Source organism: Helicobacter bilis (assembly GCF_001999985.1).
GTDB lineage: Bacteria > Campylobacterota > Campylobacteria > Campylobacterales > Helicobacteraceae > Helicobacter_A > Helicobacter_A rappini.
In genome coordinates this window covers 2,321,327-2,337,636 of sequence record NZ_CP019645.1, presented here as the reverse complement: position 1 = coordinate 2,337,636, position 16,310 = coordinate 2,321,327, and the positions used below count along the sequence as shown (strand labels likewise).

Sequence of the window (16,310 nt, the reverse complement as noted above, 5' to 3'; positions counted from 1 at the left end):
TATTGCAAGTGTTTAACCCTGTAGCTTAATGGTTAGCTTAGTAGCAGATAGCAATCTCACACAATAATAATAAAGTCTAAAGGCAAAGTTAAAACTCATATCCAAAGTTTGCTTGCACACCAAAGATATGACTACTACTCATATCTGCCTTATAAAAAGCATTAAGACTTGTTTTCATATTGCTATTTATCTGCCAGTTTGCACCCATTTGCATGTTAAATGTATGAAGTGATGATAGTGTGTCAAAGGTGAGATTTTGCTGATTTAATATAACACTTGTGCTTTTTTGTGCATGATAGAGTATCGGTTCGTATGCTAAGTTTATAAAAAATGTGCTTACTTGATTGAGATTATATGCTAGATTTAGCCCTAAAATCATGCTTGTGATATGGTTTGTATAGCCATTACTCTGTATCTCTAGAGCTTTGTTATTTTGATATGGGCTTTGTGTGATTATGCTTTGTCTAAGCCCTGCAACTGGGGCTATGGAGAAGCTTTGAAAAATAAATGGATAGCTTATATTTACATTTGCGTTGAGATTATACGCGTTAAAATCGCTATTAAAAGCTGTGTTTGTGCTAGAAAACTGCAACATATCTCTTGTTGCAAAAAAGCCAAATGTCCCATGCAAGCCTATATCGATATTGATTTTTTCTAATAAGATTCTATCCATGAGAGAAAAACTTAATGCATGGCTTTGAAATGTGCCCTTATAAGTTTCAAAATGCTGATTCATCGAGCCATATCCATAGGCAAAATGTGTTGCAAGTAAATGGGAGTATAAACTTGTGTTATAACTAGCCTTAACGCCACTCATCACACCGCCCATACTCTCACTCATAATACCGCCACCAAATGCCCCTATACTAAAGCCTTGTGTATGAGAAAAATCTGCACCATGAGTTTGCATAGAATCTAAAATCGCTAAAGGTGCATTAATAAATGAGTTTGCCACGCCATTTACAGAATCTCTAGCGACATTTCTTAAAAGAGAGCTGCCACCATAGGTATAGATTCCATTCATCTGCTTATCAAGTGCGTTTATCATGCTTTTTTCATTATCTGTAAGCGTGTGCTGAAAATCTTGTATCTTTGCGGAATCTGCCTTGATTTCTAAAGCACCATTTACAACATTTGCACCGATAAATTCATTTGCCCCACCCCTAAAGATAATATCAAACTTCGTATCGCCACTTACTTGCCCTGTAATAAGACTATGGCTGCCCATAGCCACACCGGCAGTATCAACGACTACTTTACCATTATTTGTAAGATTGCCTTCTAGCTGCCCCATTTGTCCCTTATATGCACCAAAGATTAATGTGCTATTTGCATCATTTGTCATGCCACCATCAACCTTAATCTTTCCGCCATAGATTTGCACACTAGAATTTTGTGTCCTACTTCCCTCTACCCCTTGCTGATTTATAAGCTTTCCTGTAATGTGTATAGTGCCACCATAATTGATGAGATCCCCGCCACCAGGGCTTGGCGCGTCATTCTGCCAAAAGCTACCAGCTATCGTGTCTGCTGTTGGCTTACCACCATTATTAAAATCTCCATTAACTTTTACATTGCCTTCAGTATTACTAAAGCGTGAAGTTGCAAGGTCTATGCCGTTTGTGCTTTGTCCAACATTCCATACAACTCCATTTAGCTCTAATGTGCCACTATTTTTTACCACATTCTGTATTCTTATTGTGCTAGATTCCACTTTCAAAGTCGCACCACTATGGATAGTGGTTTTAGAATCTATGATAAAAAAGTCCATATTGGTTGCATTCAATAAAGCACCACTATGTAAAGTCAAATCAGCATTGCGTGAAAATATAACTTTTGATGATGGACCAAACTCGCTTGCATTAATTTTTTTGCCTTTTTGCAGTGTAAGTTCTAAAGTCGCATTAGCCCCTAAGGTTAAACCTTTTTGTATTGATAGGGTATGAAAGTCATTTAAACTAAGTTTTGAGTTACTCCCTACACTAAGATTCCCAACATAGAAAATAGACAGAGTTTGCGTTGTGCCTTGTGGCATAGCGGCATTTATGGTAAGGCTTGAGGTGCCGTTATTGGTAGAATAGGAAAAATCATAGGCATTTGGATTAAACGCGCTTGGCAAACCAACATAGCAGTATTGATTCCCACATGTTGCGGTGAGATTATGACTTGCGTTCTCCCCATTTTGCAACACAATAGAGCTGGGTAAATGCCCCGTGTAGTCTGCGTGCAAGGCATGGCAAGACAATAAGACTAATATAACGACTTCCTTTTTCATGCGAGAGATTCTAATCTATGAGCATTTACAGATGATTATGATAATAAGATGTTTTTAAAAAAGTTTGCTAAAGATTACCAATAGAAACATTGTTTAAAACTTTGTGTATCTTATTTTCCTATACATTCATGTGTGAATAAAAATAGTATTGTTAAAGTTGCTGATTAAATATCGTTGTGTCTAGACTTGTTGCCATTAACATGATAAACACTAGAAACTCAAATTGGTTTCTTATTATATTGAGCCTTTATGGTGAAAGCAAAACATATTTATTTTTAAGTTATTTTGCAATCCAGATTCTGTAGCTTTTCTATACTGTACTTCAAGTATAAAATTTTTGAAACCACACATCATAAATCCATGAAATCAAATCAATGTCGCGATAAATAAAACGCATAAAACACTAAGTAAAGCCAAACACGCATAAACCAATCAAAGCATACACAACTAAAACCTTAATGTTTCGTCGTTATCAGTAGGTTTAAAAATTAAATCTTTACTATTAGCTAGGTGTGTTATTTGATTTATTTGCTTGTATCATTTCTACATACTTTAACTTTTTTAACACACAAAAACACACTTAATCACAAATACAAAACACACCAACACATAAAAGTCTTATATAATAGGGACACATACTTTGTATTTTGCAAAAGATTCATTGGTGTTTGTGAAAACACGCGTAAGCATTAATGTTATTATATATGTAATGCGTATGCTAGTATTTATGTATGCTTTGATTGTCTTATGCCTTATATGTTTGGCTCTTAGTGTGGCATACATGCAAAACAATAATAACCTTACATGCAAACACTTCTAAACATACTTTGATAAGGTAAAAATAATAAACACTATTTTATAAGGAATGATAAACATGTAATATACAATATTACACGATATAAAAAGGATTATAATAGGCTTTGAAAATAGCATAAATAAGGTTTAACAATAAAGCTAAAGCTAATAACAAAATAAACAAGTAAACAATGAAATTAGCTTATTTGACAACTTTACATATGATAGCAATATTAATGATATTAATGTTTAATGTTATGCATGAAATAAATAATATAAATACAACAAATACCACATATCAAACAAATAAATTTAATAATACAAGTAAAGTATTAGCTTATTCAATACCACATAAGACATAAAAGCAAATAAAGATTTATTAGTAAGTGATAGACTTGCGAGGGCCTACATCTCTACTTAAGACAAAACGAGCAAGGCATATCTAACACTGCCTTTAACTTCTCAAGCTATAAAGAATTTTATATTTCATAATCTTTATAAAGAGTTTCTAAATACTACAAAAGCATTAAATAAGCCTTTAGCACAGCTAGACTTTAAACCTTTAAGTAATGAGATAAAAGCACTGCCATATAAAGCTAATGCTAACCTAAAAGCACATTTAAGAGATATTAATGCTAAGACTAATGACTTTTTAGATTCTATGCAGGAGTTTAAAAACACTACAAAAGAGATAAAGCTATTACCATATAATAAGCCTAGTGAAAATAAAGCAGTGGAAGTGGATAGGTTTAGGAATGTGTTAGATTCTAAGCCTTTGCAAGAATTACAAAGCTTAAGAAATAATTTATCCGCTATTCTTACCCCAATTCTCAATAAAGACATTACAAATATATCAAGCGGCATTACAGCCCAAGTGTCAAAAACAAGTATTAAGAAAATGGGAAGCGATAAGGCAGTTAATAAAAGTATAGAAAATGGCTTTAGTTTGCAACAACATTTTAAAGCTAGTGCAGATATAGAAAACCTTTATAAGAATGCCACAAAAAAAGCAACAACAAAAGATTTAAAGAATGGCGACCCTGCAATACAAATACACACTTTTATTTCACAAGTAAATGATAATGCTAATGCAAAGATTTTAGTTAAAGAAAGTTTAGATAAAGATTCAAGGCGAATTTATACTTTGGAATTAGAGAGTTTAGAATCAACTAAACCTTTAGCCCAAGTGCCGAATGGAGATTTAGCCGACCATTTAACTAAGTCTAAACAAAAGAGCGACACTTCTCTTACGCCCTTAGAAAATGTTAGTGAGATTATACCACAAACAGCACCAAAAGAACAAATTAATAATACACTCGATGATACTGCTGATACTCTTTTTTGGATATGGAGTGATTTTGCAAATGAATTAGATACATTAAGCAAAAAAGCTTACTATGATATTGACTTTAAGAACATACAAAATTTAGCGAGTGGATTAAGGCTTTATGGCGATTATGATGATGTGTTAAATGATATTAAAGCAGATATATTTCAAAGATATATAAATAATGACACAATGGGAAAATATCATATACTTACCCCTCACCCAAATAGTAAAAAACCTAAAGAATTTTTAGAAAAACTAAACATAAGATTTACTGATAAGAAAATAGAAAAAGAAGTAAAAAGTCTGTTTAAACAAGCCACAGAAAAAGAGGCAGAACTTCTCAACAAGGCAAATAAAGACTTACAAGAATTATTTCAGCAAAGAGATATGCCAACACAAAAAGAGTTAAGCAAAGAATCTAAAAGCACACAAGAACCTGTAACACAAAAAGAAACAACAAGGGCAAGTGGTGAAAAAAGCAGTAATGAATCTTTAACACAGGCAAAAGAATACACAAATCTAATAGATGATTTCTTATATCAATATGACCTTAAAGACGACCTATGGTTTATGAAACATGCAAAACTTGAATACAGCGATAATGGAGAAGAAGTTTATGCAGCACTTAAACACCTTAATGAAGTTAGAGATAATGTATCAATCAAATATGATGATTATGTAGCTGCAACAGAACAAGTCAAAAACTCTCTCAATCGTGCTGCTTTAGACATTATTGATGATTTTAAAGCTTGTGATGAAGCACTTGAAGCAATAGAAAAAATACAAACTAAATTGCTTGATGACTATCCATTCACACAATCACAAAAGCATAGATAAGCCAAAAGAGAAAACACAAATCGAAACACTAGCTAATATGCCACACCACCCTGATGATATTAAGCAAATTGAAAATCTTCAAGCAGAAAGGCAAAGTCTATATGATGAATTAGCCGAGATATTTGATAGAGGTGAGAGACAATATTTTTTAAATGGTGTTGGCACATGGTATCACACAGAAGAAGATGCGCTAAAAAGATTCAATGAAATAAAGCAGGATTTAAGAGAGGGCAAAGGAATACGAGATGTCTCAAGTAACACTTTTAATAAAAATGAATATGTTACGAAAGTGAGACAAGCTGATGTTTTAAACATAGAGATAGACTACTTACAAATACCAAGAGGCTTAAGGGAAAAATATCCTAAAGTTGATAAATGGCTTATGGGCGTTTTGGATAATTATACGAGAAAACCTGAAGTATTTAAAGAAAGATTTGGTGATGTAGAAAGTTTTTTTGAAGATGCCGCTAGTTCAAGTATAGAAAAAGCATTAAATCTTTATCCTGTTAATATGATTGGGGGTATTGGAAAGAAAATGGGATATGACTATGCAGTTAAAGACAAAACATTCAAAAAAAGACTTGGAGAATTAGAATATCACAGAGAGCAAATAGAAGCACTTTTAGATATAACACCAATAGCAGAGTTTGGAAAAAACTATGCGGAGTTTTACAGAAAAGGACAAGAAGCTATTCAAAAGCTTATGGCAGAAAAAGAAGGACAAGTGGCAGGGGCATTTTATCGTAAAGAATTAGGCGATATTAATTTAGTTTGGGGACAAGTTAAAGGAAAAGGTAAAAATACAAAGGGCTATGGACTTGCTAAGATTATTGAGAAGCACGGCGATGAGTTTGAGGACATAGCAAAAGAGCTAGATAAGATTATACAAGATGGGGAAGTAGTAAAGCGACAAGGCAGAGATGAAGCCTATAACAATAGAATATAACGGATTTAAAGTTGGTATAAATAAAGGATTTAATAAACAAGGGGAAAATAAGTGGATAGTAACTGCGTTTGATGATAATATAGAGAAAACCGCTAAGACAGCACCCGCTAACGATTCTACTAAAGGGGCGAGTCTCCCTTTAAACTCAAAGGACATTATACCACAAACCCCACAAGAAATAGTTAAACAAGCAAGAAAAAGCGGCAAAAGTGTAGCAGAGACAAAAGAATTACTACAACAACACAAAGATATAGAATCTAAACGCAAAGAAACACAAAAACTAATCACACAAGAAAAGAAAGCAAAAGAAAAGCTGCACAAAGAAATAGGCATATTTGAGAAAGAAAAGCAAAACGCATTAGAAAAACTAGAATCCATTAAAACACAAATAAATGAGCTAGAAAAGAAAGATTTATCAAGCAAACAAGCACAAAAGCAAATGGATAAACTACAAACTAATCTTAGCTTTTTTGCAAATGAGATAGAAAAGACAAGAAATCTAATCAAACAAAGAAAAGATAAACTAGCTACCACACAAGAAGTCTATATACCGGAAAATCATACATTTAGCTATGATGGTAGAGAATTTAACACAAGAGAACATTTCTCTATTCTAAAGCAAAGAAGTCTAAATAACCAAGATGATGACTTTAATGGCTTTGATACTCTTATGCGTGAAGCAATAGAGAATGCACTCAACATTAAACCCATAAAAGAATTTGGCACAAATTATGCCGAGCATTATCATAGTGGGGAATCTGCTATACAAAAACTCATAAATGAAGCACAAGCACATAAAGAAAGCGGAGCTAAAGGTGAGTATAAAGGACAAGTCGCAGGGGCATTTCATCGTAAAGAATTAGGGGATATTGATTTAGTTTGGGGAGAAGTTGAAGGCAGCGGACAACATGCAAAAGGCTATGGACTTGTTAAGATTATTGAGAAGCATGGCGATGAGTTTTCAAGTTTTAGCGGAAATACAGAAGAACAAAAACTTATAAATGGTATAAATGAGATTATACAAAATGGCAAATTGCTTACCGAAAATGGCGTAAATACGCTTTACTTACAAAAAGATAACAAAGTATTTTTAGTAGGATTAAGTAAAGGTTGGCATAATAAAGGCGATAATCAATGGGTAATAACAAGTTATGAAGCTAAAAATTTACATGCGGATATATTAGAAAAAATCGGTGCTAACAAAACTATTTCTGCTGATGAAAGCCTTAATGCGTTACAGACTTTTAACGCAACCGACAACAACATTATACCACAACAAACACTAGAATCTACTATGCAAAAGTTTAATTACGATGAGAAAAAGGCAAAAGATTTACTAGAGTGGCATAAAGATTCTAGTCCTTTAACAAAAGATGAAAATGGAATACCTAAAGTGTTTTATCATGGCACAAGAGAAAGCATAGGCAATAAAGAAATACTCACCCCAAAACATACAGATGATACAGGAACAAACTATCCTGCTAGATTTTTCTCTAGCTCTCATAATGTTGCCCTAAGCTATACAAAAGAATTACCAAATAGTGATAATGGAATCTATAAAGTATTCTTAAATGCTAAAAATCCTTTAGTCATAGACTTTCAAGGTAAAGACTTTGTAGATAGAAGTGAATTAGCAGATAAGATTTATAAAGGGGAACAATATTTTGATTTAGCTATAAGAAAAGCACTAGATGAAGCTAAAGAGAGTGGAAAGCCATTTGATAGTGTTATTTATAAGAATGTGCGTGATGAGAGATATGGCAGAAGTAAAGAAATAAGTGATACCATAGCTATATTTAATCCTAACCAAATAAAGCATATTGACAATAAAGGAAGCTATACAGATACAAAAGGCAATATTACAAAGACTAAACCAAAGAATAAAGAATCTACACATAAATATTTTAATGAAAACAGCCCTAATATCATGTATGCTAATCCGCAACATTTAGGAGCTGGAGTCTTAAGTGGCAGTGCAGCAGGAATTGAGACTGATGAGAATGGGAATCTCACCTTTAGCCCTGAAAAATTTGCGTTGGGATTGCTAGGTGGAGCGATAGGAAGCAAGGCGGTAAGCAAGATTTATAAGAATAAATCCGCACAAAGATACGCTACACTAGCTATTAAAAGCATACAACAAGACTACAAATCTTTGAGTGAGAATAATCCAGCTATGTTTGCTAAAATAATGCAAAAGTTTAATCCTAGAGATTTTTTAAAAGGCAAAAAGGAAATAAATAGCTTGAGTAATGAAATATTTAACAAAGAGTTAGCAAAAGCCATAGAATCTGCCTTGCAAAATGGTAAAAAGTAGAGACAATGCCGCAAGCAGAGTTTAGAAACTTTGATGAGTTTAAGGGGCAATTTGAAATGGTTAAAGGTAATATAGGCTTTATTAAAACGCCATATAAAGATGTAAAAGTGTCTATCTCTTATGCGTGGAAACATTTTAGAGAGAACACTTACAATACAAACAGAGACAATATAAAAGGTGGCTTCTTTAAAACCTTTAAAGACCCTTTATTTATCGTAGAACAAGCACGAGAAGGACAAAGTAGCCCTAGTGTGTATTTCTATAAGCCATTTTTTGATAATGATAAAAAGCTAATAAATCTGTTTGGAATAGGGATAGATTCTGTTGGAAATATAGATTTTAAGACATACTACTTTGACAAAAAAGAAAATCGATTAAAAGAAATGTTAATGAGCGATAAGATTAAAATTGTATATATGCAAGAAAACCCTTGAGCCCCACCTCTCTCTCACAATCTACCCTATGAGAGCGTGTTTAGCTACATGTCCTCTAGTAGTATTGAGTTAAAACATATAGCAAGGCTTAAAGATACTCGAATTATACCACAAAAAAAGGATTTAAAATGATACAAACAAAAAATCTCACTTTAAAGAAATTCCAAGAGAATTTCGACTTTATAGAAGCTAAGATGAAAGATAGTCAAATATATAAAGATGCCTTAGATAGTTTTGTAAAGTATATGCCAAATGCTCCCATACAGCAAGTTTTACAAGATTTAAGCAAGAAAAAGATGGAGTAAAAGCAAGCTATGGATATATTCAAATTCCTTATACGCAAAACAAAGAAGTTAATGACTTTATCAATAAAAGCTGTGAATGTATTCATATAGGTGGAGAAGAGCCTTATGATGAACAACGGATAAGCGAACTTGAAAAAATGGCACAAGGTTGTGATGATATTCCTACAATGCGTTCAATTTTGCAGACAAAATACAAAGGCGATATAAATCTTTTAAAGCTTCTGCAAAGAGAGGCACAGAACTATAAAGAAGCATTTGGTGAGTAGAATTGTTTATGCTCAACAATCTTTTCAAATAAACAATACCATAATGTCTCGTCTTATAAAAGATTTTAAAGAATATAAGCAATATGAGCTGGGTTTTAATAAAATTATTTATTTCTAATCTTCAAATAAAAGTAGGCAAAGAATACAAACTCTCATCATAATCTAATCAAATTTATCTTAAATAAAACAACTTTCTAACATACAAAGATAGTGAAGAAATCTATATACAAGCACATAAAACTATATAGGATCTATTAACAGCAATCTCTCTCAGGCTATACAAAATAAGAAAAACTGCAAACTTAAAACTAAACTATTGCCCTCTAAATTACCCCGATAATCCACCTGAATGTTTGAGCATCTAGTTTTCTAAACACACAAACACCATCTTAAAAACATTCTAAGCTATAATACAAAAATTAGATTCCAATAAGGCATAACATGATTGAAATATTAAATGCGTATAGAAACCCGATATTTGGCATACTTGCGTTGCTATTTATGGTAGCATTTGTATTTTTTTTAGATTCTTTAAAGCGGACTAGAGCGCATAAGCGAAAGCAAGATTTAATCGATAATTTAGGTAAGCAGTTTGATAGTATTGGTTTGCAGCAAAATATCGATGAGTTTATCGCTCATGCTAAAAATGCTACGCAAACACTCATATTAATCGCACAGACTTACGCAAAAGCAGGGGATTATGAACAAGCTATTGCCATTTATAAAACCTTGAGTGAAAAGCCACTTGAGATGCACGAAAAGCTAGAGATTCTAGAGTTACTCGGTGATAGTTATTATAGGGCTGGTTTTTTGGAGAGAAGTAAAAATATCTTTTTGGAAATTTTGCGTTATTATCCGCATAATATCCGTATTCTTGAATACTATATGCGAACCTGTGAGAATCTAAAACATTATGATGAAGCCATAGAAGCATTAAATAGCTTAGAAGAGATTGTGAGCGCAAATGCTGATTCTAAATTCTCCATGAAAAAAATATGGCATACTAAAAATTATCTAAAAGTTATGCAGCTATGCAGTAGTCATCATATTTCTCTAGCAGACCAGCAAGAAAAGCTACTCATGTTTTATGAAAAAGACCCTACGCTAAGAAATATTATCCTGCGGCATTTTCGGCTTTATAATGTCGGGCTATTTTGGCAAAAGATTCTATTATTACAAGATATTATGCCCTATATTGATATTTTATGGCATTTTCAAAAACATGAAGTGCCTTTTGATTTTATTGCGAATAGAAGTGATTTAATGGCAATTTATCATGCAAAAGGCTTTGTGAGTGGATACCAAAAAAGTGAAGATTTTACGCTTGAAGTATTGCAACTTTTATTATTATACTCACATATAAAGGCAGATATTAGCTTTACTTATAGTTGCAATTCATGCAATACGCAAACGCCTTTCTACACCTATCGCTGCAGTGCTTGTGCAGAAATCGCTACGATAAATCCCATCGCTATTCCCGCGCAAACACCCCCCCCCCCCCATTTAGCCACTAGAATGGATCTCTTTCGTGTGTGATTCTATTACGCAAATCCCTTCTTGTAAGCTCGATAATCCATATCCAAAGTAAAGATTCTATAAAGCTGCATACATAATAGCTAAACATAGAATCTACTCTTACAAATCCGCACAAAGGCAGAAATAAAACATACACACATAGCCACAACATAATGCCATAAAAGATTCCATGTGCAAATTTTAGCTTTTGCCAAAATTCCGCAAATAAAATATAAAACAAACTAAAAAAAATCGAAAATAAAAACTGCCATACAAGATAGACTACACTCCACTCGTAGCCATCACTAAACACATATTTCAAACTAAGTAGATTCAAATCAATACATAATAACTGCAATATATACTCTGCGTTAGAATCTAAGGGCATTTGTAAAGATAGGGGGAATAGCACCTCCCAGCCAATCCTCACAACACTCCCAATACTCCCTACAATCACGCCGATAAAAAGGCTTATCCATACGCGATATATCTTACTAAGATTTGTATAAACCTGCATACTATTCCTTGCATATCTACTTTTTGCAATTATACACAAATACTTCAAGTAGCACCCAACAAAGCCATTATTGAAAATAGAGTATAATACTAGCCCTATATTTACGCAAAGGATTATTATGCAAATATTTCATGTGTTATGGAAGGGCATTAAGGGTATTTTTGATTTTATTAATACTTATTTTAAGGTTGTGGTATTACTTCTTATTGTGCTTTTTTTAGCCACTCTTGCAAGTGATGAAGAGATAGAATCTAAACCAAATCTAGCAAAACTTTATCTAAACTTCCCTATTTATGAGAGTGAAAGCTTTGCCGCACAAATAGAAGCTATTAAGAAAAATGATGATATTAAAGGGGTTTTACTGCTTATAGATTCACCGGGTGGGGCTGTGGGAGCGAGTATTGAAATAGCAGATATGATAAAAGAGCTGAATGAAAAAATACCCGTTGTTGCTTATACGCAATCGCTTATGGCAAGTGGTAGCTATTATGCAGGAATGTATGCACATAGCATTTATGCAAATCGTGGTGCATTAGTGGGGTCTATCGGTGTCATCTTTAGTGCGCCAAACTTTGAAGAAGCAATGGATAAAATAGGCATAAAAATGCAAGGGGTTAGTGCTGGTGAATATAAAGAGATAGGCTCAATCACGCGTAAATGGAAAAACACAGAAAAAGAGTTTATAAACAATCTCACACAAGAGCAATACAAAATGTTTTATAGTGATGTGATCGCCGCAAGGGGTGAAAGACTGAAGGCTAAAAATCATCTAGATTTTGCTGAAGGCAAGATCTTTAGTGCAAGTAATGCCCTAAAACTTGGTTTAATAGATGGTGTAAATAGTATGAGTGAAGTAGAAAAAATATTACAGAATCTAAGTGGAGTAGAAGAGATTGTATGGCTAAAAAAAGATAAAATGGAAGTATTGCTTGATAAACTTACAGATAGCATAGCGACAAAAGCACAAAGCATTTTTATGCCAAAATTTATGTGGGGTGTGTAGGACAGCAATATGATGTGTTGTAATCGCAATTTCAATTGAAATAAGGACTTTTTATATGTAAGTAGTGTATGCTTAAAAATCGCGATCTATTCTTAATATATAAAGGTTTTTTACATTTTATGCTTAGACATGGCAATCTGTTTATATGATTTAGAGAATATTTGCTACACTCCCATGTGAGAATACTTCAAAGTTAAAGGGATAGTATGCAAATTTATATAAGCGGAATACATACTGATGTTGGTAAAACACATGTGAGTGCTGCTTTTTGTGCGAGTTTTAACTACGCATATTTTAAGCTTATACAAGCGGGCACACCAAGAGATTGTGAAGTCGTGCAGCGTTTTAGCCCTAATACAGAAGTTTTGGGTGAGGGTATTTGTCTTAAAACACCGGCTTCACCACATATTGCTAAATTACATGAGAATGTGCAATATAAGGGCTTAGATATTGCATTACCAACAAGGGATAATGTGGTAATTGAGCTTGCAGGTGGCTTATTTTCCCCGCTTGATGAGTATAGCTGTATGTTAGATTATATGCAAAGCTACAAGCGACCAACGATTTTAGTTGGTAAATATTATCTTGGGGCAATAAATCATATTATATTGAGCATTAATACCTTGAAACAGCGTGATATAGAGATTCTCTGCCTTGTTATGAATGGTGTTATTGACTTGAATGTTGATAAGTTTATTTATGAATATACAGGCATTAATATCATACATTTAGATACATTTGATACTACGGACTTCACACAAAGGATTCTAAACTTTAAACATGCTATGCAGCCTTATCTTGTAGAGAATGGTTTGCTAACAAATGGCTTTTAAGAATGTGTAAATTCTCTCCATTTTTATCAATTATACTTATATCGTTTCCATAAAATCTTGCAAGATCGCTACTATAACCCCAGCACTCTCAATCCATACTTCTTCATTGATAGAATGTGGTGCGTTGATTGATGGACCAATGCTTAAGGCAATGATATCAGATAGCCCCAAATCTTTAAATCTTTTGAGTAAGATTCCACACTCAAGCCCTGCGTGTAACTCTACTATTTTTGGCGTTATGTTGAATGGCTCTGTGTGTTTTTGCATACTCATACACATTGCTTTTAGAATCTCTTTTAGACTGCATGAATCTTTCATCTCTTCTGTTTCACATAAAGTTTTATTTATGCTACTAGATGCTATGCTTTTATCCTGCTTTTCCCATGGGGCATAATATTCACTCATTTTTATTTGCAGACTCTCTTTTTTTTGCTTTGGCTGCTCTTTTTCTAGAATCTTTTTTAGTTGAGTTAAGTTATCTTGCAATAAATCATTTGTATTAGCACGACCCATGAAAGCAAGAGATAGATTCCCATTTGCAAATGAGATATGTGAGAGACTACGAGAGTTTTGCACCGCATTTTCTATACTATCAAGCACACCTATATTTAAACTTAAAAGTAGATTGTATAGAATCTTAAACTCTATGCCATTTGGCGTTTGTAAAAAGACTTCATTTGTTTTATCAAGCATTTCATTATGCTCTTCTTTTAGCTCTTCAAATACAAAAAATTCATTTGATTCTATACTTAGTTTTTGCTTACTTGCGATGATTAGCTTTGAGTGCATAGGGATTGAGTTGCGTTTCTCACCACCTTTCCAGTTAATCACATATAAGGAATCCTTTTCACTCTCATTTAAGGCTGTATTTAAAAAATATGTGCTTTGCAGGATTGCATTTTGATAGTTTGGCAAAGGATTATTAATATCTAATCCACTATGACCACCGGCAAAATTCCTTGAAGATAGGACATAATAATGATAATTTAGCGGAATCTCTTGTGTGATAAATTCACTTTGATAATTTAGGTCAAAGCCGCCCGCACAGCTTATAGTAATCTCACCTAAGACTTCAGAATCAAGATTAAGCAATATCTTAGATTGAATAGGAATCTCTAGCCCTTTTGCCCCTATCATGCCTACCTCTTCATCATTTGTGAAAAGAAACTCTGCGTGAATACCCTGCTGCATGAAATACATCATAATCGCCATACCCATGCCATTATCAGCACCAAGACTAGAATCTTGAGCTTTTAGCCAAGTTTGCTCGATATTGTTGTATCTTCTCTTTGTTTGCAAAAGATTTAACGCTAGATTTTGTGCTGCAAGTCCAACGCACACCATATCATAATGACATTGAAAACATACTCTAGATTCTGTATTTTCTTTATATGCAAGTATATTGCCAACAGAATCTTTTTTTATTGCATAGCCATTTGATTTGGCAAAAGATTCTAAAAATGCTGCCATCTCGTTTGTATTAAAGCTACCATGCGGGATTGTCGTTAATTGATAGAAAATATTTAGTATTGCCTGTGTGAAAGAGCTTATTGCAGACATTATGCTATCCTTAAAGTTCAATATTTATTCATAACAAGACTACATTATAACCTTGAAAATTATATTTTTGATAAATCTTTTTGTTTAATAAAAGCCCTTTAAATTTTGATAGAATCTTGCCTTTACTTTGTAATAAGGAGCATACATGAAAATATTAGTCATTCAAGGACCAAATCTAAACATGTTAGGACACAGAGACCCAAGACTATATGGGACTATGACGCTAGAACAAATCCATAATAATATGAGTGCGTTTGCTGCGACACAAAAGGGTGCAAATGGTGAGTCTTTAGAGCTTGAGTTTTTTCAAAGCAATTTTGAAGGGGAGATAATTGATAAATTGCAAGAATGCGTTGGTGGTGAATATGATGGCGTGATTATGAATCCGGGTGGTTTAACGCACACTTCTATTTGCGTAGCCGATGCAATCGTAGCATCTGGTGTGCCTGTGATTGAAGCACATTTAAGCAATATCCATGCAAGAGAGCCTGAACGCAGAGTAAGTGTAACTGGTGCGGTGAGTGTGGGCATTATCTCTGGCTTTGGACCACTAAGCTATCATTTAGCACTCATTGCTATTATGAATGTGATAAATGAACTCAATATGCTAAAACAAAGTCAGCAACAAGCACAACAGCAATCTTAGTGTATTAAAAACATTAGCACTAGAGTAAATAAAGTTATTTTTGTCAAAACCTAAGATAGCTTTATATCGCCTTAAATAGCATATAGCTTAATTTGTCGCATAAAGCCCTTAATTGCTATATACTTAAAAGCTTAAAGGGCTTTGAATATTATCTCTTCAGTGCTATTAAAATCTTATGTCTTTATATTCTCTTTCAATTTAAATTCATTACACATAAAAGATAGAAAAATGGTAACAAATACAGAATCTATTTATTTTTATCTAAATTTGTAAGGTATGTAAGGATTGTTTGTGCGTGTCCTTTTGCTTTGACATTATAAAAAGATTCTATAATTTTTCCTTTTTGTATGATAAAAGTGCTACGATAGATCCCCTGCACTTCTTTACCATACATTATCTTCTTACCATAGGCATGATATTTCATCGCTACACTTTTATCACTATCGCTTAAAAGCACGACATTTAAATCCTTGCTTTGTATAAACTTTTTATGTGTTGCGGGTTTATCTGGGCTAATGCCTATAATAATGGCATTATGCTTTTCAAAAGATTCTTGCAATGCGCTAAACTCTTGTGCCTCTGTGGTGCAGCCACTCGTATTATCCTTTGGATAAAAATATAAAATGATTGTATAATCTAGCAAATCCTCTAAAGCAATCACCACATTATCTTCATTTGGTAAGCTAAATAATGGGGCTGTATCTCCTGCTTTTAACTGCATTTTTTCACTCATC

The 16,310-nt window shown here is 33.4% G+C and carries 14 protein-coding genes; 10 read left to right on the top strand and 4 right to left on the bottom strand.

Going from position 1 to position 16,310, the window contains the following annotated elements:
- Window positions 1-88 precede the first annotated feature (88 nt).
- On the bottom strand, window positions 89-2,275 hold the full coding sequence (locus XJ32_RS10430; RefSeq protein WP_077389596.1) for an autotransporter outer membrane beta-barrel domain-containing protein: 2,187 nt from the start codon (window positions 2,273-2,275) through the stop codon (window positions 89-91).
- Between the two features lie 1,456 nt (window positions 2,276-3,731).
- On the opposite strand from XJ32_RS10430, the gene XJ32_RS10425 reads away from it, so the two are divergent.
- The 7 genes from XJ32_RS10425 to XJ32_RS10405 all read left to right on the top strand — a co-directional run bounded on the left by XJ32_RS10425 (window position 3,732) and on the right by XJ32_RS10405 (window position 11,038).
- A complete protein-coding gene (locus XJ32_RS10425; protein WP_077389593.1) occupies window positions 3,732-5,237 on the top strand; it encodes an LPD3 domain-containing protein in 1,506 nt (501 codons plus the stop codon).
- Window positions 5,200-6,183 (top strand): putative barnase/colicin E5 family endoribonuclease, encoded by a 984-nt coding sequence (locus tag XJ32_RS10420; protein ID WP_077389590.1) that lies wholly within the window; start codon window positions 5,200-5,202, stop codon window positions 6,181-6,183. The genes XJ32_RS10425 and XJ32_RS10420 overlap by 38 nt, the downstream gene beginning before the upstream one ends.
- Entirely contained in the window at window positions 6,158-8,497 is a 2,340-nt protein-coding gene (locus tag XJ32_RS13020) for a putative barnase/colicin E5 family endoribonuclease (RefSeq protein ID WP_077389587.1), read from the top strand. The genes XJ32_RS10420 and XJ32_RS13020 overlap by 26 nt, the downstream gene beginning before the upstream one ends.
- 5 nt (window positions 8,498-8,502) lie before the next feature.
- Window positions 8,503-8,931 (top strand): hypothetical protein, encoded by a 429-nt coding sequence (locus tag XJ32_RS10410; protein ID WP_077387943.1) that lies wholly within the window; start codon window positions 8,503-8,505, stop codon window positions 8,929-8,931.
- 128 nt (window positions 8,932-9,059) lie between these two features.
- Entirely contained in the window at window positions 9,060-9,236 is a 177-nt protein-coding gene (locus tag XJ32_RS12080; protein WP_155761516.1) for a hypothetical protein, read from the top strand.
- A 137-nt stretch (window positions 9,237-9,373) separates the two neighbouring features.
- The gene (locus tag XJ32_RS13260; RefSeq protein WP_302475935.1) at window positions 9,374-9,502 is read left to right on the top strand and encodes a hypothetical protein; all 129 of its coding nucleotides are present in this window, start codon (window positions 9,374-9,376) and stop codon (window positions 9,500-9,502) included.
- 441 nt (window positions 9,503-9,943) lie between these two features.
- Window positions 9,944-11,038 (top strand): tetratricopeptide repeat protein, encoded by a 1,095-nt coding sequence (locus tag XJ32_RS10405; protein ID WP_077389608.1) that lies wholly within the window; start codon window positions 9,944-9,946, stop codon window positions 11,036-11,038.
- Here XJ32_RS10405 and XJ32_RS10400 read toward each other — a convergent pair.
- Entirely contained in the window at window positions 11,013-11,534 is a 522-nt protein-coding gene (locus XJ32_RS10400) for a DUF1440 domain-containing protein (RefSeq protein ID WP_005217741.1), read from the bottom strand. The genes XJ32_RS10405 and XJ32_RS10400 overlap by 26 nt on opposite strands.
- Before the next feature lie 118 nt (window positions 11,535-11,652).
- Here XJ32_RS10400 and sppA point away from each other — a divergent pair, with 118 nt between their 5' ends.
- Together sppA and bioD are read left to right on the top strand one after the other, a co-directional pair.
- Window positions 11,653-12,537: a signal peptide peptidase SppA gene (sppA, locus tag XJ32_RS10395; protein WP_077389581.1), complete on the top strand. Its 885-nt coding sequence runs from the start codon at window positions 11,653-11,655 to the stop codon at window positions 12,535-12,537.
- A gap of 206 nt (window positions 12,538-12,743) precedes the next feature.
- On the top strand, window positions 12,744-13,370 hold the full coding sequence (gene bioD / locus XJ32_RS10390) for a dethiobiotin synthase (protein WP_077389578.1): 627 nt from the start codon (window positions 12,744-12,746) through the stop codon (window positions 13,368-13,370).
- A 36-nt stretch (window positions 13,371-13,406) separates the two neighbouring features.
- Here the strand turns inward: bioD and XJ32_RS10385 are convergent, their stop codons facing one another.
- Complete coding sequence (locus XJ32_RS10385) at window positions 13,407-14,930, bottom strand: zinc-binding metallopeptidase family protein (RefSeq protein WP_077389605.1); 1,524 nt, start codon at window positions 14,928-14,930, stop codon at window positions 13,407-13,409.
- Between the two features lie 145 nt (window positions 14,931-15,075).
- On the opposite strand from XJ32_RS10385, the gene aroQ reads away from it, so the two are divergent.
- A complete protein-coding gene (gene aroQ, locus XJ32_RS10380; protein ID WP_004088046.1) occupies window positions 15,076-15,576 on the top strand; it encodes a type II 3-dehydroquinate dehydratase in 501 nt (166 codons plus the stop codon).
- 247 nt (window positions 15,577-15,823) lie between these two features.
- Here aroQ and XJ32_RS10375 read toward each other — a convergent pair whose 3' ends face one another.
- Entirely contained in the window at window positions 15,824-16,297 is a 474-nt protein-coding gene (locus XJ32_RS10375; RefSeq protein ID WP_077390346.1) for a peroxiredoxin, read from the bottom strand.
- Between the last annotated feature and the right edge of the window lie 13 nt (window positions 16,298-16,310).